The sequence below is a fragment of the Pantoea cypripedii genome, from assembly GCF_002095535.1.
Classification (GTDB): Bacteria; Pseudomonadota; Gammaproteobacteria; order Enterobacterales; family Enterobacteriaceae; genus Pantoea; species Pantoea cypripedii.
On sequence record NZ_MLJI01000001.1, the window covers coordinates 1669744 to 1690599 of the forward strand.

At 55.5% G+C, this 20856-nt stretch carries 20 protein-coding genes; 15 read left to right on the forward strand and 5 right to left on the reverse strand.

Translation table 11 applies throughout. The features are described 5' to 3' along the window. Positions 1–53: 53 nt before the first annotated feature. From fabF to ptsG, 7 genes are all read left to right on the forward strand, one after another. The gene (fabF, locus tag HA50_RS07790; RefSeq protein WP_084873889.1) at positions 54–1295 is read left to right on the forward strand and encodes a beta-ketoacyl-ACP synthase II; all 1242 of its coding nucleotides are present in this window, start codon (positions 54–56) and stop codon (positions 1293–1295) included. A 124-nt stretch (positions 1296–1419) separates the two neighbouring features. Next, complete coding sequence (pabC, locus tag HA50_RS07795; protein WP_084878413.1) at positions 1420–2232, forward strand: aminodeoxychorismate lyase; 813 nt, start codon at positions 1420–1422, stop codon at positions 2230–2232. Next, complete coding sequence (mltG, locus tag HA50_RS07800) at positions 2229–3248, forward strand: endolytic transglycosylase MltG (protein ID WP_084873890.1); 1020 nt, start codon at positions 2229–2231, stop codon at positions 3246–3248. The genes pabC and mltG overlap by 4 nt, the downstream gene beginning before the upstream one ends. Beyond that, a complete protein-coding gene (tmk, locus tag HA50_RS07805) occupies positions 3238–3873 on the forward strand; it encodes a dTMP kinase (RefSeq protein WP_084873891.1) in 636 nt (211 codons plus the stop codon). The genes mltG and tmk overlap by 11 nt, the downstream gene beginning before the upstream one ends. Next, positions 3870–4859, forward strand: coding sequence for a DNA polymerase III subunit delta' (holB, locus tag HA50_RS07810; RefSeq protein ID WP_084873892.1), 990 nt, complete (start codon positions 3870–3872; stop codon positions 4857–4859). The genes tmk and holB overlap by 4 nt, the downstream gene beginning before the upstream one ends. Before the next feature lie 18 nt (positions 4860–4877). Continuing rightward, entirely contained in the window at positions 4878–5669 is a 792-nt protein-coding gene (locus HA50_RS07815) for a metal-dependent hydrolase (protein WP_084873893.1), read from the forward strand. Between the two features lie 288 nt (positions 5670–5957). Continuing rightward, entirely contained in the window at positions 5958–7391 is a 1434-nt protein-coding gene (gene ptsG, locus HA50_RS07820) for a PTS glucose transporter subunit IIBC (RefSeq protein ID WP_084873894.1), read from the forward strand. A 30-nt stretch (positions 7392–7421) separates the two neighbouring features. Here the strand turns inward: ptsG and bglB are convergent, their stop codons facing one another. Together bglB and HA50_RS07830 are read right to left on the reverse strand one after the other, a co-directional pair. Further along, complete coding sequence (gene bglB / locus HA50_RS07825; RefSeq protein ID WP_084873895.1) at positions 7422–8561, reverse strand: beta-galactosidase BglB; 1140 nt, start codon at positions 8559–8561, stop codon at positions 7422–7424. A gap of 9 nt (positions 8562–8570) precedes the next feature. Further along, complete coding sequence (locus tag HA50_RS07830; protein ID WP_084873896.1) at positions 8571–10163, reverse strand: MFS transporter; 1593 nt, start codon at positions 10161–10163, stop codon at positions 8571–8573. 360 nt (positions 10164–10523) lie between these two features. Here HA50_RS07830 and hinT point away from each other — a divergent pair, with 360 nt between their 5' ends. The 8 genes from hinT to HA50_RS07870 all read left to right on the forward strand — a co-directional run bounded on the left by hinT (position 10524) and on the right by HA50_RS07870 (position 16689). After that, positions 10524–10874, forward strand: a complete 351-nt coding sequence (gene hinT, locus HA50_RS07835; protein WP_084873897.1) for a purine nucleoside phosphoramidase — start codon at positions 10524–10526, stop codon at positions 10872–10874. A 19-nt stretch (positions 10875–10893) separates the two neighbouring features. Continuing rightward, on the forward strand, positions 10894–11259 hold the full coding sequence (locus HA50_RS07840) for a YcfL family putative periplasmic lipoprotein (RefSeq protein ID WP_084873898.1): 366 nt from the start codon (positions 10894–10896) through the stop codon (positions 11257–11259). 10 nt (positions 11260–11269) lie between these two features. After that, on the forward strand, positions 11270–11866 hold the full coding sequence (gene lpoB, locus HA50_RS07845; protein ID WP_084873899.1) for a penicillin-binding protein activator LpoB: 597 nt from the start codon (positions 11270–11272) through the stop codon (positions 11864–11866). Next, positions 11850–12668 carry a thiamine kinase gene (thiK, locus tag HA50_RS07850; protein WP_084873900.1) on the forward strand — a complete coding sequence of 273 codons (819 nt, stop codon included), beginning with the start codon at positions 11850–11852 and terminating at the stop codon, positions 12666–12668. The genes lpoB and thiK overlap by 17 nt, the downstream gene beginning before the upstream one ends. A 36-nt stretch (positions 12669–12704) precedes the next feature. Then, positions 12705–13748 carry a beta-N-acetylhexosaminidase gene (gene nagZ / locus HA50_RS07855; protein ID WP_084873901.1) on the forward strand — a complete coding sequence of 348 codons (1044 nt, stop codon included), beginning with the start codon at positions 12705–12707 and terminating at the stop codon, positions 13746–13748. Between the two features lie 41 nt (positions 13749–13789). Next, positions 13790–14332 (forward strand): alpha/beta hydrolase YcfP, encoded by a 543-nt coding sequence (ycfP, locus tag HA50_RS07860; RefSeq protein WP_084873902.1) that lies wholly within the window; start codon positions 13790–13792, stop codon positions 14330–14332. Positions 14333–14544: 212 nt separating this feature from the next. Then, positions 14545–15849 (forward strand): NAD(P)/FAD-dependent oxidoreductase, encoded by a 1305-nt coding sequence (locus HA50_RS07865; RefSeq protein ID WP_084873903.1) that lies wholly within the window; start codon positions 14545–14547, stop codon positions 15847–15849. A gap of 297 nt (positions 15850–16146) precedes the next feature. Continuing rightward, positions 16147–16689, forward strand: a complete 543-nt coding sequence (locus HA50_RS07870; RefSeq protein WP_084873904.1) for a glycine zipper 2TM domain-containing protein — start codon at positions 16147–16149, stop codon at positions 16687–16689. A 273-nt stretch (positions 16690–16962) separates the two neighbouring features. On the opposite strand, the gene HA50_RS31015 is transcribed toward HA50_RS07870, so the two are convergent. From HA50_RS31015 to HA50_RS07880, 3 genes are all read right to left on the reverse strand, one after another. Then, a complete protein-coding gene (locus tag HA50_RS31015) occupies positions 16963–17178 on the reverse strand; it encodes a hypothetical protein (RefSeq protein ID WP_139810908.1) in 216 nt (71 codons plus the stop codon). Between the two features lie 257 nt (positions 17179–17435). Next, positions 17436–19562, reverse strand: coding sequence for a peptidase domain-containing ABC transporter (locus tag HA50_RS07875; protein WP_276329369.1), 2127 nt, complete (start codon positions 19560–19562; stop codon positions 17436–17438). Then, on the reverse strand, positions 19549–20835 hold the full coding sequence (locus HA50_RS07880; protein WP_084873905.1) for an HlyD family secretion protein: 1287 nt from the start codon (positions 20833–20835) through the stop codon (positions 19549–19551). The genes HA50_RS07875 and HA50_RS07880 overlap by 14 nt, the downstream gene beginning before the upstream one ends. Positions 20836–20856 lie beyond the last annotated feature (21 nt).

Consider the following 20856-nt stretch of genomic DNA (forward strand, 5'->3'; position numbering starts at 1 on the left):
GAGTTTTATTGTTTGCCCCACATAGTTTTTTTACCCCTCCCTGGAGGACGAACGTGTCTAAGCGTCGTGTAGTTGTGACCGGTCTTGGCATGTTGTCTCCTGTCGGCAATACCGTAGAGTCTACCTGGAGTACTCTCCTTGCCGGTCAGAGCGGCATTACCCTGATCGACCATTTTGATACTAGTGCCTATGCAACACGTTTTGCTGGTCTGGTAAAAGATTTCAATTGCGATGAATTCATCTCGCGCAAAGATCAGCGCAAGATGGATGATTTCATCCAATACGGCATTGTTGCCGGTATACAGGCTATGCATGACTCCGGTCTGGTAGTCACTGATGAAAACGCCAGTCGTGTTGGTGCGGCGATTGGTTCTGGCATCGGTGGACTGGGTTTAATTGAAGAAAACCATAGCTCGCTGGTGAATGGCGGTCCGCGCAAAATCAGCCCGTTCTTTGTGCCTTCCACCATTGTAAATATGGTCGCAGGTCACCTGACGATTATGTTTGGTCTGAAAGGTCCAAGCATTTCTATCGCTACAGCTTGTACTTCAGGTGTTCATAACATCGGCCATGCGGCACGCATCATTGCTTACAACGATGCTGATGTCATGCTTGCCGGTGGCGCAGAAAAAGCCAGTACGCCGCTGGGCGTGGGTGGATTTGGCGCGGCGCGTGCGCTCTCAACCCATAACGAAAACCCGCAGGCGGCAAGTCGTCCCTGGGATAAAGATCGTGATGGTTTTGTGCTGGGCGATGGCGCAGGTATCGTGGTACTGGAAGAGTATGAGCACGCGAAAAAACGCGGTGCGAAAATTTATGCTGAAGTGGTTGGCTTTGGCATGAGTAGCGATGCTTACCACATGACATCACCACCGGAAAACGGTGCAGGCGCGGCGCTGGCGATGGCTAACGCACTGCGCGATGCGCAGCTGAACCCGGAACAGATCGGCTATGTCAACGCGCATGGCACTTCAACGCCAGCCGGTGATAAAGCCGAAGCTCAGGCGGTGAAATCGATCTTTGGTGCTGCAGCCAGCTCCGTTATGGTCAGCTCAACCAAATCGATGACCGGCCACCTGCTCGGTGCAGCAGGCGCGGTTGAGTCGATCTACTCGATTCTGGCACTGCGCGACCAGGCGATTCCGCCGACTATCAACCTCGACAACCCGGATGAAGGTTGCGATCTGGATTTCGTGCCTCACACCGCACGCCAGGTCAGCGGCATGGAATATACGCTGTGTAACTCCTTCGGATTCGGTGGAACCAACGGTTCGCTGATCTTCCGCAAGGTGTAAATCGTTTTGCCCGGAACAGAGGCCCGCAATGCGGGCCTTTTTTTATATTTTGTCACGTAGTCGCGTGGAATCTTACGGCCTTCAATGGTATTCAAAGCAAGGTCAATTCATTGAGGTCGTTATGATGTGGATAAATGGAGCAGAACAGACGCAGCTTGCAGCGCGCGATCGTGCTGTACAGTTTGGCGATGGCTGTTTCACCACCGCTGCGGTGATAAACGGTCAGATTCAGTTGTTACCTGCTCACCTGCAACGTTTAAAACAGGGTTGTGAACGCCTGCTGATGGCGGAACCTGACTGGCAACAACTCGAAGCAGAAATGCTGACTGCCGCACAAGGGCAGGAGCGGACGGTGTTAAAAGTGATTCTGACGCCCGGTGCTGGCGGACGTGGCTACAGTCGGCATGGATGCAGTCACCCCACGCGCATTATCTCCCTCTCACCCTGGCCCCACCATTATCAGGCACTGCAACAACAAGGCGCACGACTGGTGACCAGCCCGGTACCGCTGGCACGCAACCCGCTGCTGGCCGGAATTAAACACCTCAACCGGCTGGAGCAGGTACTGATTCGCCACCATCTTGACCAGACGGAGGCCGACGAGGCGCTGGTGCTTGACACTGAGGGGACGGTGGTGGAATGCTGTGCGGCCAATTTATTCTGGCGTGAGGGCGATAAGATATTCACGCCATGTCTCGATCAGGCTGGCGTTGCTGGCATTATGCGGCGTTTTCTGATGGCGCAGATGGCGGCTACAGGCAAGGCTTGTCAGCTGATTGACGGTAACAGGGATCGCATCCTTGCCGCAGATGAAGTGGTGATATGCAATGCCCTGATGCCGGTTTTACCCGTGCGAAGTATTGACGACGTCTCGTTCACCGCACGTTCGCTGTACCAGCAACTGCTCGCCAGTTGCCAGAAAATGGAAGCACCATGACCCGAATGAAAAAAATTGTCGCTGGCGCCGTGGCGATCATTGGCCTCGCGGCGGCCTTTAGTTATTGGCAGATTGAACGTTTCGCCGATACACCTTTAACCCTGCATCAGGAAACCATTTTTACTCTGCCAGCAGGGACTGGCCGGGTGGCACTGGAAGCACAGCTGGAAAGTGAGCATGTGATTGCACCGAGCCTGTGGTTTGGTCCGTTGCTGAAACTGGAGCCAGAGCTGGCGCGTTTTAAAGCCGGTACTTATCGCCTCGAAAGCAATATGACGGTGCGTCAATTGCTCGAATTGCTGGCAAGTGGCAAGGAAGCGCAGTTCCCGTTGCGTTTTGTCGAAGGTTCCCGCCTGAAAGAGTGGCTGGAGCAACTGCGCGCGGCCCCTTATCTCAAGCACACCCTGCAAGATGATCAGTTTGCCACGGTGGCAGCAGCGCTGAAACTCGATGCCAGCCAGCTGGAAGGTGGCTTTTATCCTGATACTTATCTCTACACCGCCAACACCAGCGATGTGGCACTGCTGGAACGCGCCCATGCGCGCATGAACAAACTGGTGGATGAGATCTGGCAGAACCGCATGGATAACCTGCCTTATAAGAAAGAGCAGGACCTGGTGACGATGGCGTCGATCATCGAGAAAGAAACCGGCGTCAGCGAAGAGCGTGCGCGGGTGGCTTCGGTGTTTATCAACCGCTTGCGGATTGGCATGAAGTTGCAGACCGATCCGACGGTGATTTACGGCATGGGTGATAGCTATACAGGCACGCTAACACGTAAAGATCTCGACACGCCAACCGATTACAATACTTATACCATTAGCGGCATGCCACCGGGTCCGATTGCCATGCCTGGCCGGGCTTCTCTGGAAGCGGCGGCGCACCCGGAAAAAAGCAATTACCTCTATTTTGTGGCGGATGGCAAAGGTGGTCACACCTTTACCACCAATCTGGTCAGCCATAATAAAGCCGTGCAGGCGTATCGGCTGGCAATGAAGGAAAAAAATGAAAAGTAAGTTTATCGTCATCGAAGGTCTGGAAGGGGCGGGCAAAACCACGGCGCGTGATGCGGTGGTTGCAGTGCTACGCGAGCAGGGCATTGATGATCTGGTCTTCACGCGTGAACCGGGCGGTACACCGCTGGCGGAACAGCTGCGTGTGCTGGTCAAGCAAGGGATTGATGGCGAAACGCTCACCGATCAAGCGGAATTGCTGATGCTCTACGCTGCGCGTGTCCAGCTGGTGGAGAATGTGATCAAGCCTGCCCTGGCGCGGGGTGCCTGGGTGATTGGCGATCGTCATGATCTGTCATCGCAGGCCTATCAGGGCGGCGGACGCGGCCTGGATACTCAACTGATGAGTACCTTACGTGACGCGGTGCTGGGTGAATTCCGTCCGGATTGTACCCTGTATCTCGATGTCACCCCGGAAATTGGTTTGCAGCGGGCGCGGGCGCGTGGCGAGCTGGACCGTATCGAGCAGGAATCGCTGCGCTTTTTTGAACGCACCCGTGAGCGTTATCTGGTGCTGGCTGCGCAAGATCCCACCATCATCACTATTGATGCCACGCAGTCGTTGCCACAGGTGACGCAGTCAATCCAGTCCGCCGTACGTCACTGGCTGGCAGGTCAAACGGCATGAACTGGTATCCGTGGCTAAACCAGCCGTATCGGCAAATTATTGCCCGTCATCAGAGCAATCAGGCGCACCATGCGCTGTTAATTCAGGCTATTGATGGCATGGGGGACGATGCGCTGGTTTGGGGTGTCAGTCGCTGGCTGATGTGCCAGCAACCCGAGGGATTAAAAAGCTGTGGTCACTGCCACGGTTGCCATTTGATGCAGGCACATACCCATCCTGACTGGTATCGTCTTGAGGCCGAGAAGGGCAAATCCTCGCTGGGGATTGATGCGGTGCGTGATGTCACGGAAAAACTGTACCATTTTGCCCAGCAGGGTGGGGCGAAAGTGGTGTGGCTGCCTGACGCGGCACAGCTGACTGAAGCCGCTGCCAATGCGTTGCTGAAAACCCTGGAAGAACCGCCCGCCAATACGTGGTTTTTCCTGAGTACCCGCGAACCGTCACGTTTGCTCGCCACATTGCGCAGCCGCTGTATGACCTGGCATCTCTCACCTCCTGAGGAGGTTCATAGCCTGCAATGGTTGCAAAAACAGATTTCCCAGCCAGAAGAAACGCTGCGTGCGGCGTTGCGTTTGAGCAACGGGGCACCCGCAGCAGCGCTGGCGTTGTTGCAGCCTGAGCGCTGGCAGGTTCGTCAGGCGCTGTGTGATGCATTGCCTGGCGCATTATCGCAGGATGTGTTGCAACTGCTGCCATCGTTAAACAGTGATGATGTCGCCGACCGTCTGGCCTGGCTGCTCTCGCTGCTGGTGGATGCGATGAAAGTGCAGCAGGGGGCAAATCGCTGGTTAAGCAACGGTGATCGTCCGGATGTGGTGACGATGCTGGCACAACAGCTCAACAGCAGCGCCCTGAATGCCAGCGTGCAGATGTGGATGCAGTGCCGCGAGCAACTGCAGCAGGTGGCAGCGCTCAATCGTGAATTAATGTTGACCGATCGTTTGTTGAGCTGGAGCCGTCTGCTGACACCAGCGACGCTCGGCTAAGCGTAAAAAGAGAGAAGTATGTTTATTGTCGATTCCCATTGCCATCTTGATGGCCTGGATTACGAAAAGCAGCACCGCGATCTGGATGAGGTGATTACCAAAGCAGCGGCGCGTGATGTGAAGTTTATGCTGGCGATTGCCACCACGTTGCCAGATTACTACACGCTGAAAGCGCTGGTCGGCGAGCGTGAAAACATCGCGCTGGCTTGTGGTGTTCATCCACTGAATCAGGAAACGCCTTACGATGTTGAGGAATTCCGACGCCTGGCGGCGGAGGAGCGTGTGGTGGCGCTGGGTGAGACCGGGCTGGACTACTTTTACCAGCAGGAAACCAAAGCGCAGCAGCAGGCTTCGTTCCGTGAACATATCCGCACCGGAATAGCACTGAACAAGCCGATCATCGTACATACCCGTGATGCGCGGGAAGATACGCTGGCGATCCTGCGTGAGGAGCAGGTTGAGAAGTGTGGTGGTGTACTGCACTGCTTTACCGAAGATAAAGAAACCGCGGCAAAACTGCTGGATATGGGCTTTTATATCTCCTTCTCCGGTATTGTGACGTTCCGTAACGCGGAGCAAATCCGTGATGCGGCACGCTATGTCCCGCTGGATCGTATGCTGGTGGAGACCGATTCCCCCTATCTGGCACCTGTACCGCACCGCGGCAAAGAGAACCAGCCAGCGTTCACCCGTGACGTGGCCGATTATATGGCGGTGCTGAAGGGCGTCGATATTGAGACATTGGCGGCAACCACTACCGAGAATTTCTCCCGTCTGTTTCATATCCCGATGAGCCGTCTCGGCGGTTAACGCACTTTATTTCAAACTCTGTAATTAATCAGAAATCCATCCGATGTGTTGCGCCCTGAGGGGCGCAGCCAGTGCTTTTTTGCGGTAAATATCAGCAAGTCAGTGAGAATTAACTGAAAGCCAGACGGTGTGATGAGCGAAACGTGATAGCCGTCAAAGTAAGAAAATTCTATTTATTTTACTCTTCGTAATAAATCAAAAGACGCTCAGCGTCATCCCGGTAAAGGGTCCTCCCCCCGTTACCACGCGCACTGCGCGAAATGCACTCATACTCAGGAGCTTCAGGCTATGTTCAAAAACGCATTTGCGAACCTGCAAAAAGTAGGTAAGTCGCTGATGTTACCGGTATCGGTTTTGCCGATTGCCGGTATTTTATTAGGTGTGGGTTCAGCTAACTTTAGCTGGTTGCCTGCCGTGGTTTCGCATGTGATGGCTGAAGCAGGTGGTTCGGTATTTGCCAACATGCCGCTGATTTTTGCCATCGGTGTGGCGCTCGGCTTTACCAATAACGACGGTGTGTCCGCACTGGCGGCGGTGGTGGCTTACGGCATCATGGTGAAAACCATGGCGGTAGTTGCTCCGCTGGTGCTGCATCTGCCGGCTGCTGAGATCGATGCCAAACATCTGGCCGATACCGGGGTACTGGGCGGGATTATCGCCGGTTCCATCGCGGCGTATATGTTTAACCGCTTCTACCGTATCAAGTTGCCGGAATACCTTGGCTTCTTTGCCGGTAAGCGCTTTGTACCGATCATTTCAGGACTGGCGGCTATCGTGCTGGGTGTGCTGTTGTCCTTCATTTGGCCGCCGGTCGGTTCCGCCATTCAGGACTTCTCACAATGGGCAGCCTATCAGAACCCGGTTGTCGCCTTCGGTATCTACGGCGTGGTTGAGCGTTCACTGGTGCCGTTTGGTCTGCACCATATCTGGAACGTACCTTTCCAGATGCAGATTGGTGAATTCACTAACGCGGCTGGCCAGGTGTTCCACGGTGACATTCCGCGTTATATGGCGGGTGACCCAACCGCAGGTAAACTGTCAGGCGGCTTCCTGTTCAAAATGTACGGTCTGCCTGCTGCTGCCATCGCTATCTGGCACTCTGCAAAACCGGAAAACCGTGCCAAAGTGGGCGGTATCATGATCTCCGCTGCGCTGACCTCGTTCCTGACCGGTATCACCGAGCCGATCGAGTTCTCCTTCATGTTTGTTGCGCCGATCCTGTACGTGATCCACGCGATTCTGGCTGGCCTGGCATTCCCGATCTGTATCCTGCTCGGCATGCGTGATGGCACCAGCTTCTCACACGGTTTGATCGACTTTATCGTGCTGAGCGGCAACAGCAGCAAAATCTGGCTGTTCCCGATTGTGGGTATCATTTACGGCCTGATTTACTACACCGTGTTCCGTGTACTGATTGTCAAACTGAACCTGAAAACGCCGGGCCGTGAAGATAACGCCGTTGAGCAGAGCAGCGCGACCGGCAGTGAAATGGCGGGCAAACTGGTCACCGCATTCGGTGGTAAAGAAAACATCACCAACCTCGATGCCTGTATCACTCGTCTGCGCGTTAGCGTGGCGGACGTGGGTAAAGTGGACCAGAGTGAGCTGAAAAGCCTTGGTGCGCGTGGTGTGGTGGTAGCCGGTTCGGGTGTTCAGGCAATTTTCGGCACCAAGTCGGATAACCTGAAAACCGAGATGGACGATTACATTCGTAATATGTAAGTCACAGCGGCCCCTGACGGGGCCGTTTTTTTATAAATACACCCGCAAATACTCCGTCAGACATAGCAGCGCCATCGCCTGACCATAAGGCATTGAGGTCAACGGCACCTGGCGGTAATAATCCAGATCGCTGCCCATCGCGGTACCAAACGAAACCTGTTTCAGTTCCCCGTCCTCGTCAATGTTGGCAATCACCCCGCGCAGGGCTTTTTCTGCCAGCGGCAGATAGTCGCGCGACAAATAACGTTTACGTACCGCCTTCAGAATGCCGTAGGCAAAACCGGCAGTAGCCGAAGCCTCGGGGTAACTGTGCGGATCATCCAGCAGGGTATGCCACAGGCCGCTGCTGTGCTGGCAACCGGCCAGCGCTTTCACCTGATTCTCCAGCACCTGTTGCAGAAAACGGCGGGTAGCATGCTGTTCCGGCCAGTTCATCATTTCAAGGAAGTCGGGAATGACGATGGTGACCCAGCTGTTGCCACGCGCCCAGCGCGCATGGGCAAAGTTATGGCGACCATCGAAGTTCCAGCCGTGGAACCACAAGCCGCTGTGGCGATCCATCAGGTATTGGGTATGAAGCAGAAACTGATAGCTGGCCTCTTCCACAAACTCCGGGCGCTCCAGCAGTTGACCGATCTTCGCCAGCGCCATCACGCTCATCATCAGCGTATCGTCCCACAGCTGCTGGGTATTCTCGTTGTTATACACGATATGTTGCAGTCCGCCGCTTGCGGTGCGCGGCATGTCAAACATGACCCATTCTGCCCAGCGTTCCAGCACCGGTCGCCACGCCGGGTTGCGCGTTTCTTCATAGCGGTACGCCAGTGTCAGAAAAGGGCAGACGGTATTGACGTTTTTGGTTGGCGTCCCCTCGGCCAGCCGGGTGCTGAACCAGTCGTCAATGATCTGTAACGTGGCCTGATCCCCGGTCTGCTGGTAATAATGCAGCATGCCATACAGCCCGATGCCATGTGTCCACTCCCAGCCAGCCCAGCCTTTGGTATCAATAACGCGGCCATCATCGAGGCGCAGCAAAAACTCGCCGCTCTGGTCGGTAATATTCACCAGATTCTGCGTAAGTTGATGGATCAACTGCACCAGCTCCTTGCGCGGCAGCAGATACTCCGGCTGGCGTAACAGGTCACTATGCTTTACAGGGAATACCGTCATGATTCATTCCTATCGTTTTGAAGAGGCAGGCAGGGGATGCAAGGTGCCCTGCTTACGGGGTAAGGGTGGCGCAGCGGGGTGATGGCGATTGAGGTAGCCCACGTTGTTGTTGCCCCACAGATTCTCATACGGCATACCGGCAAGGGTTTCGACAATCTCGCGTGCTTCCGGGGTGATGCGTTCCGGTACCACGCGTCCGGCTTCGCGCATCTTCAGCGTCTCGGCGCGCAGCACCGTGTGGGTATGCAGATTGAGTTTAAAGCGCAGCGACACCAGAAAGCCGCAGGTGAGCACGCAGACGGTACCAATACTGAGGATCGCCAGGATGGTATGACCCACTGCCGGGACCTGGATGGCCTGACCGGAGACAAAACCCGCCAGTTGCAACACGATGCCGACCAGCATCACGGCACCGGCCTGGGACGCTTTACGCGTCAGGGTCATAATGCCGGCAAAAATACCTTCACGGCGCTGGCCGGTGATCACTTCATCCACGTCAGCGATATAGGTGTAGGTATTCCAGGGAACATAGTTGATGCCGCCACGCCCCAGCCCGGCCAGGCCGGAAATCAACACCAGCAGCGTCATGCTATTGTTCATCCCGGCATACCACAGCCCGGCGTAGGACAGGGCGCTAAGGCCGAACAGCACCACCACCAGACGGTAGGCCGGGGCCGGTCCCAGACGGATGCACAGCGGAATCATCCCCATCACCGCAATGAATTGCAGCACCGCCATGGTGCCCATCAGGCTGGAGGCGATTTGCGCGCTTTGCATCAGCACAAACACCACATACCAGGTAAAAACCGCGTTAAACACGTCCTGCGCGATATAGCCGCCGAGGTACATGCCGAGATGCTGACGGAAGATACGAATGCGCAGCGTTGAGGCAAGTTCGATATACAACCGCTTCAGACTTTGCAGCAGCGTAAGCTGGGATTTCTCCTGTTCGGCACGCAGTGATTCCGCGGAGAAGTCCTCCGGGTGCCGCTCCCAGGTAAAACGCCACACCAGCGTCAGTACCAGCGCGCAAATCACTGAAAACACCAGGCTGGCATAAAAGAATGATAGTGGATTCCCTTTGCCGAACCAGCCAATCAGGATGCCAGGCAGAAACGCCGCCAGAATGGCGGACAGCTGTGCCAAAGCGATACGTGCGCCAGAGAAACGGGTTTTCTGTTTAAAATCATCGGTCATCTCCGGTACCAGCGTCTCATAGGGCACCAGAATCATGGTGTAGACGATGTCGAACAGCAGATAGGTCAGCAGATACCACCAGAAATGCATATCGGCGATCCACATCAGGCTATAGCTGAAGACGCAAGGGATGCCCAACAGGATAAAAAACTTACGACGGCCAAAGCGTTTACCGAGCCATGTCGAAGCAAAATTGTCGGTCAGGAAGCCCATTAACGGGCTGACCAGCGCATCCAGCACCCGGGCAGCGGCAAAGATAAAGGTCGCTTCGATGGGTGTCAGCCCACAAAACGTGGTGTAGAAGTAAAGCAGCCAGGCGGCGGTTAACGCCGTGGTGCCAGCACCGAGGAAATCCCCGGAACCATAGGCCAGGTAGTGGCCCAGACCAATCTTACGAGAGCGCATTGCAGGTTCTCCCTGAGACAAATGTGGTGTACATCCCTCATCACTCCGGACAACTGACTCGGATTGGTTAGAAAGTAGAGCGGGAAGAGGTGCCAAACCTTCGTGATTTGGCAAGGTTGTCTGCACAAGTGGCAAAATCGCAAAGAAACAGCCGTGATAAATCTAATTTATAAAACAGCGTTTCATTTTTGTGGTGGAAAGGATGTCAGAAATGCGAAGCAGACCACATCGTGGTAAGCAGGAAGCAAAAAGTGGTGTAAACGCAGCCATTTAATGTAAGAAAAGTGGTCCTGAGGTTGAAAGAAGCAGAATTCCTCCCGCATACTGCCTGACTGAACTCCAGGCTTAAGGAAATGCATCATGGCTGAAGAAACCATTTTCAGTAAAATCATCCGTCGCGAAATTCCCGCCGACGTGGTTTATCAGGACGAACTGGTCACCGCCTTCCGCGATATCGCACCCAAAGCGCCCACGCATATTCTGATCATCCCTAACGTTTTGATTCCCACCGCCAACGATGCGCAGGCTGCTCACGAGCAGGCGCTGGGGCGCATGATTACCGTCGCGGCCAAAATTGCCCGTGACGAGGGGATCGCCGAAGATGGCTATCGCCTGATCATGAATTGCAACCGCCACGGCGGCCAGGAGGTTTACCACATCCATATGCATCTGCTGGGCGGCAAACCGCTTGGACCGATGCTGGCTGGCTAACCCTCAGGCGGACCTTGCTATGCGTCAATGGCTGAGCGGCCTGTTATTGCTGACCCTTGCGGGCTGCAGCAGTGACAAGCCGATGATCAATACTTCGCAGTCGCTGGTGATGGAAGCGTCGGTGCTGTCCGCAGGCATCATTACCGATGAGCCAACTCTGGCCTCGCGTGATGGGCAACTGCGTGCGTCGAGCGTGCTCTATAATCAACGCGAAACGCCGGTTACCCTGCACTATCGTTATTACTGGTATGACGACAAGGGGCTGGAAATTACTCCGCGCGAACCGGCGCAAACGCTGACGGTGCCCGCGCATGGCAGCATTGAAGCGGCTTCGCAAATCGGTAATCCGACCGCCAGCAAGGTGCGTCTCTATCTTTATCTCTGAGGAGTAATCCGTGATTCGCAGTTTACAACGTTCCGGCGCGCTGTTATTTGCGCTGATGCTGACCGGCTGTGTGATAAAACAGCAAACCCCGGCCCCGGTGGAACCCACCACACCGACCACGCCGACCCAACCTGTTCCGCCGCCGACGCCGCCGCAACAGCCACCTCAAACCGTGCCACAGCCGCCGAAGTTGAAAACCATCAACTGGAACGCCAGTGTGCAGCCGCTGGTTGCCAATATGGTGCAATCGGCCGGAGTCAATCCGGGTAGCGTGCTGCTGGTGGATCGGATGAAGAACAACACCAATGGTTCGCTGCAATCTGACAACGCCACCGATGCGATCCAGAATGCTCTGGCGAATAACGGCAAATTCACGCTGGTGACGCCGCAGCAGTTGACGCAGGCGAAGCAGGCGCTCGGGCTGTCGGCTGACGATAGCCTGAACTCACGCAGCAAGGCGATAGGCCTGGCGCGCAACGTTAATGCGCAATACGTGTTGTACAGCACCGCGCAGGGCGATGTGAAAACGCCGACGATTCAGATGCTGTTGATGCTGGTGCAGACCGGCGAAATTATCTGGTCAGGTAACGGTGTCGCACAACCCTGATCCACAGCTGCAATATCTGATTCAGCAACAATGGCCGACGGCGCAAGCTGCCGGTCATTTTTTCACGTTGCCAGGGCTGAGCGGACAGAGTGCGCGTATCACCAGCGAGCAGGGGACGTTACTGGCGCGACGTGCGCCACAGGCTCCGATTCCGTTTGTTGAGCGTCAGCGTGAGTACCGTCTGCTGCAAAAGTTACAGGCTTCGCAGCTGGCTCCGCGCACCTTCGGCTGGCGCGATCCCTGGTTGTTGCTGGAGTGGCTGCCGGGTGAGATGCTGCCGGTATCCGCCTTCAGCCAGCAGCGGGCGGCGGTGGTGGCGTTGCTGCAACGCCTGCACCAGCAACCGCTGACCGGGTATCGCCTGACCCTGACGCCGCTGTTGCAACGTTACTGGCAGCTGTGCCAGCACAAACACTGGCGCTGGCAGCGCCGTTTGCAACGCCTGATAGCGGCGGGTGAGCCGCATCCGTTGCGCCTCGCGCCGATTCATATGGATGTCCACGCGGGCAATCTGATTGTCACCACGGACGGCTTGCGCCTGATCGATTGGGAATATGCGGCGGATGGCGATGTGGCGCTGGAACTGGCGGCCATTTGCGCGGTCGATCCCCATCAACAGACGGAATGGGTCGCGGCCTATGCCCAGACCATGCAACTGACACCGGCCCGGTTGCAGCAGCAAATTCGTCGCTGGCAACCCTGGCTACACCTGCTGATGGCCAGCTGGTATCAACTGCGTGCCGAGCAGACCCAGGATGAAACCTTACAGCAACTGGCTCGCGCCAGCTGGCAAGACCTTTAATATCGCGCGCTTCATTCGCGCTACAGGATTGATGTTATGACGATGAATACACCCGGACCGCTGATGCTGGATGTCGAGAGCTATGAACTCGATGCCGAAGAACGGGAGATTCTGCAACATCCGCTGGTTGGCGGCCTGATTCTGTTTGCCCGTAACTACCATGATCCGGCACAGCTGGCTGAGCTGGTGCGCCAGATTCGCGCCGCATCCCATACCCGGCTGGTGGTGGCAGTGGATCAGGAAGGGGGGCGTGTGCAGCGTTTTCGTGATGGCTTCACCACCTTACCGGCGATGCAATCTTTTGCGGCGTTGCACGATCTGCCCGCCGCCGGTGAACTGGCGCAGCAGGCAGGCTGGCAAATGGCAGCTGAGATGATTGCGATGGATATCGACATCAGTTTTGCGCCGGTGCTGGACATTGGGCATATCAGCGCCGCTATTGGCGATCGTTCTTTCCATACCGATCCGGCGATTGCTTTGCAGGTCGCGCGGCGCTTTATCGCCGGGATGCACGAAGCGGGCATGAAAACCACCGGCAAACATTTTCCCGGCCATGGCGCGGTGAGTGCCGATTCGCACAAAGAGACACCGCGTGACCCGCGCGATGCCGCGACTCTGCGTCAGCATGATATGGAGATCTTTCAGCAACTGATTGACGAGCGCGCGCTGGATGCGGTGATGCCTGCCCACGTTATCTATACTCAGGTGGATCCACTGCCTGCCAGTGGCTCCCCTTACTGGCTCAAAACCGTGTTGCGTAACGAACTGGGTTTTGACGGGGTGATTTTCTCCGACGATCTGTCGATGGAAGGTGCCGCGGTGATGGGCAGCTATGCCGAGCGTGCGCAGCAGTCGCTCAACGCCGGATGCGATATGATTCTGGTGTGTAATCACCGCCAGGGTGCCATCAGTGTGCTGGATAATTTGACCCCGATCGGGGCGACACGGGTGGCACAGTTATACCATCAGGGACGATTCACGCGTCAAAGCCTGCAGGAAAGTACCCGCTGGCAGCAGAATCAGCGCCAGCTGAGCGAGCTTCAAAGCCGCTGGCTGGCACATAAAGCGTCGGGCAGATAACAACGCCACTGCCCGGAACGTTCACCACGCTGAGGATAATCATGATCATCTATTTGCACGGTTTCGATTCAAGCAGTCCGGGCAACCATGAAAAGGTGCTGCAACTGCAGTTTATTGACCCGGACGTCAGGCTGATCAGTTACAGCACGCTTCACCCGAAGCATGACATGCAGTTTCTGCTGAAGGAGTCTGACAAATTGTTGCAGCAGGCTGCCGATCCGCGACCGCTGATTTGTGGTGTCGGGTTAGGCGGCTACTGGGCCGAGCGCATCGGTTTTCTCTGTGGTATCCGGCAGGTGATCCTCAATCCCAACCTGTTTCCCGAAGAAAACATGGAGGGCAAAATTGATCGCCCGGAAGAGTATGTTGATATCGCCACCAAATGCGTGAGTAACTTTCGCGAAAAGAACCGCGACCATTGCCTGGCGATTCTGTCGCGCCACGATGAAGCGCTGGATAATCAACGCAGTGCCGCAGCGTTGCACCATTTCTATGAAATTGTCTGGGATGAAGAGGCCAGCCATAAATTCAGGAATATCGCACCGCATCTTCAGCGGATCAAAGCCTTCAAAACATTGGGTTAATCCTGCCTGCGCCGCGCTCTGCGGCGCAATGTTTATGTAACATTCTGATAATGCCGCTGAAAGATTGATGTACATCAATTTTGTTGTGATATCCCGATCTCACCATGATATTCTGCCCTCAGCTCGCGATTTAACTTCGCCAACCCTATGTTTATTAAGGTTTTTAGTAACCATTAATTAACTTTTGGTTTACAACTTTGAGGGGGTCTTTGTTGACTACATCTATGAAAAAAATCGTTATTGTCGGCGGTGGTGCCGGCGGCTTAGAGCTGGCCACCCAGCTCGGACATAAGCTGGGCCGGAAAAAGAAAGCCGAGATCATTTTGGTTGATCGTAACCACAGCCATTTGTGGAAACCGCTGCTGCATGAAGTTGCCACCGGTTCGATGGACGAAGGGATTGATGCGCTCAGCTATCTGGCGCATGCACGTAACCACGGTTTCCAGTTCCAGCTGGGTTCACTGACCCAAATTGACCGCGATAACAAAACCATCGGGCTGGCCGAGATTCTCGACGCCGAAGGAGAAGTTTTAGTCCCGCAGCGCGAGCTGGCGTATGACACGCTGGTGATGGCGCTGGGCAGCACCTCGAATGATTTCGGCACGCCAGGCGTGAAAGATCACTGCATCTTCCTCGATAACCCGCACCAGGCGCGTCGTTTCCACAATGAAATGCTCAACCTGTTCCTGAAATTCTCCGCCAGCGAAGGCCGTCTGGATAAAGTAAACATCGCGATTGTCGGTGGTGGCGCGACCGGCGTTGAACTGTCGGCAGAGCTGCACAACGCGGTGAAACAGCTGCACAGCTACGGTTACAAAGGGCTGGATAACTCGGCGCTGAACGTGACGCTGGTGGAAGCGGGCGAGCGTATTTTGCCTGCGTTGCCCCCGCGCATCTCGGCGGCCGCGCATAATGAGCTTACCAAGCTTGGCGTACGTGTGCTGACCCAGACCATGGTGACCAGCGCCGATGCCAATGGCCTGAATACCAAAGGTGGCGAATTTATTGCCGCCGATTTGATGGTGTGGGCTGCTGGTATCAAAGCGCCAGACTTTATGAAAGAGATTGGCGGGCTGGAAACCAACCGTATCAATCAGCTGGTGGTGAAAGATACGCTGCAAACCTCGCGTGATGAGGACATCTACGCCATCGGTGACTGCGCGTCCTGTGCACTGCCGTCTGGTGGCTTCGTACCACCGCGCGCGCAGTCGGCACATCAGATGGCGTCGCTGGCGCTGGAAAATATCCTTGCCCAGATGAAAGGCAAGCCGCTGAAGGCTTATGTCTATAAAGATCATGGTTCACTGGTGTCGCTGTCGCGCTTCAGTACTGTCGGCAGCCTGATGGGTAACCTGATGCGTGGATCGATGATGGTGGAAGGGCGTATTGCCCGTTTCGTCTACATTTCCCTGTATCGCATGCACCAGATTGCGCTCCACGGTTATTTCAAAACCGGTCTGATGATGCTGGTGGGTAGCCTTAACCGCGTACTGCGCCCACGCCTCAAGCTGCACTGATGTATTTCGGGCGGCACTTGCCGCCCAATCCTCGTAGTATCCGCCTTAACCCATTGAAAATCATAAGCCTGTCTGATGGGAAAGGGCGGTTCCCGCTACTCTCAGAACTCTCCGAAAAGCTGGCCCTGGCGGCTTTGCGCTGCGTTTCCTCCATTAATCTGATGTTGCAAAATCGGGCCATCTGTAAAACTTATCTCAACAGACACGGCGCGTCGCGCACGCCGGTTATGTCCCAGCTGCACAGGATGCTGTGCGCGGCAGGATTGCGCGGTAACAACTTTTCAGGAGGACATTCCTGTGAACAAATCAATGTTAGCGGGTATCGGTATCGGCGTAGCGGCGGCCTTAGGTGTTGCAGCTGTCGCCAGCATGGATGTCTTTGACCGTGGCCCGCAATATGCTCAGGTGCTTTCAGCGACGCCGATCAAAGAAAGTATCAAGCAGCCGCGACAGGAATGTCGCAACGTGACCCTCACCCATCGTCGTCCGGTACAGGATGAGAACCGTCTGACCGGTTCGGTGCTGGGCGCGGTAGCGGGTGGTGTGCTGGGTCACCAGTTTGGTGGCGGACGTGGCCGCAGTGTGGCGACGGTGGCGGGTGCTCTGGCCGGTGGTTACGCCGGTAACCAGGTGCAGGCAGGTATGCAGGATCGTGATACCTACACCACCACGGAACAGCGTTGTAAAACGGTGTATGACAAACAGGATAAAATGCTGGGTTATGATGTGACCTATAAAATAGGTGACCAGCAGGGCAAAATCCGTATGGAAAAAGACCCTGGCACCCGTATTCCGCTCGACCGTAATGGTCAGCTGATCCTGAATTCGAATCAGGCCTGATTGGGCAAAGACATATCACAGCGTAAAGGCAGCCTTTAAGGCTGCCTTTTTCATATTCTGTCTCGCCTGATGGCGGGAATGAATAAATATTATTGACGCCTTTTGTCAAATGATGGCTTAAAAAACAGATTGGTTTTTATCGACGTTCTGGTGCTATGGGTGTTTTTATTATCCGGGGTGGTGGTGGGGGCGTTTTAAATATTTAATGTCGGGGGTTTCATATATTTACGCCTCATCCCTGAGGCTCAGACAGATAATCGATTTTATTATAAATCAGATACCTGAATTATTGGTTAACCCACTCAGGGTTGCGCCAAGACCACTAACCACTCCGCCAACGGTACTCAGGACAGAGCCAAGCAGGCCAGTAAGCGTCGTGGTGAGGCCACCTATGGTGCCACTCACATCAGCGACTCCAGGAATAGAAAGTGCTCCGCCACTAACTTGTGAAATTTCCTGTTCAGATAGCTCACGCATTGATTCGTTCATAGTCAGACTCCAGATTGTCAAAATGGTGGACTGGATAATAACGATCTTCAGGAATCGGCTTTCATATTTAAAAGCCTCATATTCAGGATAGACGGCATTCTCTGGATTAAAAGATGGTACTGAAAAATAGTTGTTACGACATATAACTCTTTGCTGCATGGAAGAAAATAAATTTTAATTCAGGCCCAACCGTTTCGATATAAGTGGCGCTGAGGAAACAACTATTCAGGGAGAAACTCAGAGATCACCTAAATAATTTATTTCCCCGCTGGCCACGTCGCCATATCAATCACCCGGTCTGCCGAAGCTATCGTGGATGGCCGATGGGCAATCATCACGCGGGTAATATTCAATGCCCGAATGGCGGCATTTATTCGCGTCTCATTATCCACATCAAGGTGGCTGGTGGCTTCATCGAGGAATAACACCTGGGGCCGACGATATAACGCGCGGGCAATCAGCAGCCGCTGCTTCTGCCCCCCGGAGAGGCTGCTGCCCAGCTCACTGATCAGTGTCTGATAGCCCATCGGCATCGCCAGAATATCCTCATGGATTTGGCTGAGGCTGGCACACTTCTTGATCCACTCATCGTCTGGCTGCGTATCAAACGCGCAGATATTTTCCGCTACGGACCCGGCCAGCAGCGTGTCCTCCTGCAAGACACAAGCGATACAGGCCTGCCAGTTCGCTACGCCACTGGTGCGGATATTGATGCCATTGACATAAATTTCCCCGGTGCTGGGTTTGAGCAGACCGGCCATCATTTTGAGAAGCGTGGTTTTCCCTCTGCCGGAAGGACCCGTGATGGCCACGCACTCCCCGGCATCAATCGCCAGATTGACGTCGCTGAACAGCAGGGGGGTGAAAGGATCATATTGAAAAGACAGCCCTTTAACCGCGAGCGCGGCGGGTTCACCGTGGCTGAGCAACGGATGGACAGGCTCACCGACCGGGGTTTCCGGCTCGGCCAGCACAATATCCGCCACGCGATCCTTATGCAGTGACAGCATGCGCAACTGGAGCAAGGTTTCCAGCAGGCTGGCGGTGCGGTCAGAAAATTGCCCGCGATAGGTGCTGAACGCGACAAACATCCCCAGCGTCATATCTCCGGCGATCACCGCGCTGGCCCCGAGCCACAACAGGGCAATTTGCTGCAACGTGGCGATCAGGTTGTTACCACCGGCAAACAGCATTTCATAGCGCGTCTTGCTTATCGTGGCATTGGCGTTTTCGATATTCAGATTAAGCCAGTGCTGCGCCCGGAGCGCAGGCAATCCCAGCGCCTTAATGGTGTGGATACCGTAAAGCGACTCCATAAAATGCGAGCCGGAGCGGGCATTGCGGACGATCTGCTCCTCTGAGGCCTGTCGCCAGGCCCGATAGGTACTCAGCCGGAACAGGCACCACAGCAGGGTGAAGGCCAGCACCACCCATAACAAGCTCCCGCCATACAGCAGCATCATAATCATCAATCCCACGGTCATGATGCCGTCCATGATGCCGCTGACCACATTGCTGGTCAGGGTGGTTTGCAACGTCTCCAGTGAGGTGAAACGCGACTGAACATCCCCCAGTTTGCGCTTTTCAAACCATTCGGTGGGCAGCGCCAGCAAATGGTCAAATAACCGCGCTTTGCCCTGCACACTGATCAGCGTGCTCATTACCAGCGATGTCCAGCCGCGCAGCGCACTGACGGCGGTGCGGAATAGCACAATAAACAACAGCCCCAGGCAAATCAGCGTCAGCAAGCCGGTATCACTGGCCGGAATGGCATGATCCAGCACCATTTGCATGCCGACGGGTAGCAGCAGGCTGGTGGATTCCACCAGAATGGAAAAGCAAAACAGCTTGATGAGGGTGGTGCTCAGACCGGCAATGCGTCCGGTCAGCGACCAGAGGGAAAGGCGGGGGCGGGGTGGCGCGCCTTGTGGCACATCCCCTGTCGGCCACAGTTCCAGCGCCACACCGGTAAAATGCAGGGAGACCTCCTGCATGCCGAGCACGCGGCGACCGGCTGCCGGATCGTGAATCACCACGCGATGACGACGCACCGCCACCAGTACCACAAAATGGTTGAGGTCCCAGTGCAGAATACAGGGCAGCTTGAGCGCACGGAGATTATCCATTTCCAGACGCAAGGCCCGCGATTTCATGCCAGCAGCTGCCGCGGTGTCGATCACCGTACGCAGGGTGGCCCCTCGCGAGGAGATGCCCGAGTGCTGACGTAACAAGCGCAGGTCTGCGGGCAATCGATACCAGCTGGCGATCATTGCCAGGCTTGCCAGGCCGCATTCAGCGGCTTCAGTTTGCAGGATCACCGGCATGCGACGCCGCAGGCTGATATGCAGACGGGAGAACAGCTCCTTCATTTCACCGTTGGTCACTGACAGGCCCCGTTATGCTGTTTTTCAGGAAGTAATAGGGAGAAAGCATCCACTGGTACAGCGGACGCTTTTCGAGGAAGACCGTGGCCTGCAATTGCATACCGCTGGCCAGCGGTAGATTTTCGCCCTGCCAGCGCAAACCCCGTTGATTCAGGGCCACACTGGCTTTAAACCATGCGCCTTCAAGCTGCCCGTTTGCTAAGCGGGGCGCGCTGCCGTAGCTGTTGAGTTCCCGCAGTGGTACTGGCGCGGCGGACACGGACAGCACCTTGCCCGGAAACTGGCCATATTTTTCCGCTGGGTACGCGGCATAGCTGATGTTTATCGTGTCGCCCGGTTTGATATAGGGCACGCTGTCGTTGGGGAGCCAGATAATGAGGCTCGGTGTGTCGTCTCCGGCTGGCACCAGCTGCGCCAGGCTATCGCCATCGCTGACCATTTGTCCCGCCGTCACGCTCAGAGATGAGATGCGTCCCGCTGCGGGGGCGGTAATCAGGCGTTCGCTACCGGCATCGGCTTCTGCCAGCTGACGTGCGATGTCGGCCTGGCGAATGTGGTACTGCGCCAGCTGTCCATCAAAATCAGCGGCACGGGTGACCTGCTGACTGAGAAGATCGGCGATCTGCATATCCTGTTGCACCCGCTGAGAATTCAGGCTGTGCCACACGCTAAGCTGTTGGTAAAAAAGATAACGTTGATTGTTCTGCTGATCGGTGGTGATCAGTCCCTTGCGGATAAACCGGCTATAGTCGTTCATGCTGCTGCGCATCACGTCGAGCCCTTCTGTGGCCGACTCCACCATCTTCTGGGTTTGCTGCCGGGCGCTGCGCAGCTGGTCAAGCTGCTGCTGAACGGTGGTGAGTGTCGCACGGCGGTTTTGCTCCAGCTGACGCACCATGTCGTCCATTTGTTGTTGCTGTTTGCTCAGCAATGCCCGGGTGGTGGTGCTGAGATTGCCGGAAGGAGAGACACGGCTGATATCCAGCGCATACAGGGGAGTACCGGCGCTGACCACCTGGCCGGTGGAGACCAGCAGGCGGGAAACCACGCCCTGTTCCGGGGCGAAAAGGTTGATGGTGTGTGGCCAGGTGATCACTTCACCGCTGACACTGGCCCGTCGCGTATAGCTGCCCAGCCACAGGAAAAGCAGCAGGCTGGCGAGCAGCAGCGTGGTGACGAATAACGTTATCCACACCGGCCAGCCGGTTAACAGCAGAACAGGTCCGGCGTAGCGTGACTGTAAATGTTCGCTGACTTCCTTGCGAAAAAGCATAAACCCACTCTGGTAAAAAAT

Excerpts from the sequence above, each read along its gene's own strand:
- nagZ (WP_084873901.1), top strand. The coding sequence starts at position 12,705 with ATGACGATGAATACACCCGGACCGCTGATGCTGGATGTCGAGAGCTAT.
- holB (WP_084873892.1), top strand. The coding sequence starts at position 3,870 with ATGAACTGGTATCCGTGGCTAAACCAGCCGTATCGGCAAATTATTGCC.
- HA50_RS07815 (WP_084873893.1), top strand. The coding sequence starts at position 4,878 with ATGTTTATTGTCGATTCCCATTGCCATCTTGATGGCCTGGATTACGAA.
- HA50_RS31015 (WP_139810908.1), bottom strand. The coding sequence starts at position 17,178 with ATGAACGAATCAATGCGTGAGCTATCTGAACAGGAAATTTCACAAGTT.
- hinT (WP_084873897.1), top strand. The coding sequence starts at position 10,524 with ATGGCTGAAGAAACCATTTTCAGTAAAATCATCCGTCGCGAAATTCCC.
- pabC (WP_084878413.1), top strand. The coding sequence starts at position 1,420 with ATGTGGATAAATGGAGCAGAACAGACGCAGCTTGCAGCGCGCGATCGT.
- HA50_RS07840 (WP_084873898.1), top strand. The coding sequence starts at position 10,894 with ATGCGTCAATGGCTGAGCGGCCTGTTATTGCTGACCCTTGCGGGCTGC.
- HA50_RS07880 (WP_084873905.1), bottom strand. The coding sequence starts at position 20,835 with ATGCTTTTTCGCAAGGAAGTCAGCGAACATTTACAGTCACGCTACGCC.
- ptsG (WP_084873894.1), top strand. The coding sequence starts at position 5,958 with ATGTTCAAAAACGCATTTGCGAACCTGCAAAAAGTAGGTAAGTCGCTG.
- bglB (WP_084873895.1), bottom strand. The coding sequence starts at position 8,561 with ATGACGGTATTCCCTGTAAAGCATAGTGACCTGTTACGCCAGCCGGAG.
- HA50_RS07830 (WP_084873896.1), bottom strand. The coding sequence starts at position 10,163 with ATGCGCTCTCGTAAGATTGGTCTGGGCCACTACCTGGCCTATGGTTCC.
- tmk (WP_084873891.1), top strand. The coding sequence starts at position 3,238 with ATGAAAAGTAAGTTTATCGTCATCGAAGGTCTGGAAGGGGCGGGCAAA.
- ycfP (WP_084873902.1), top strand. The coding sequence starts at position 13,790 with ATGATCATCTATTTGCACGGTTTCGATTCAAGCAGTCCGGGCAACCAT.
- mltG (WP_084873890.1), top strand. The coding sequence starts at position 2,229 with ATGACCCGAATGAAAAAAATTGTCGCTGGCGCCGTGGCGATCATTGGC.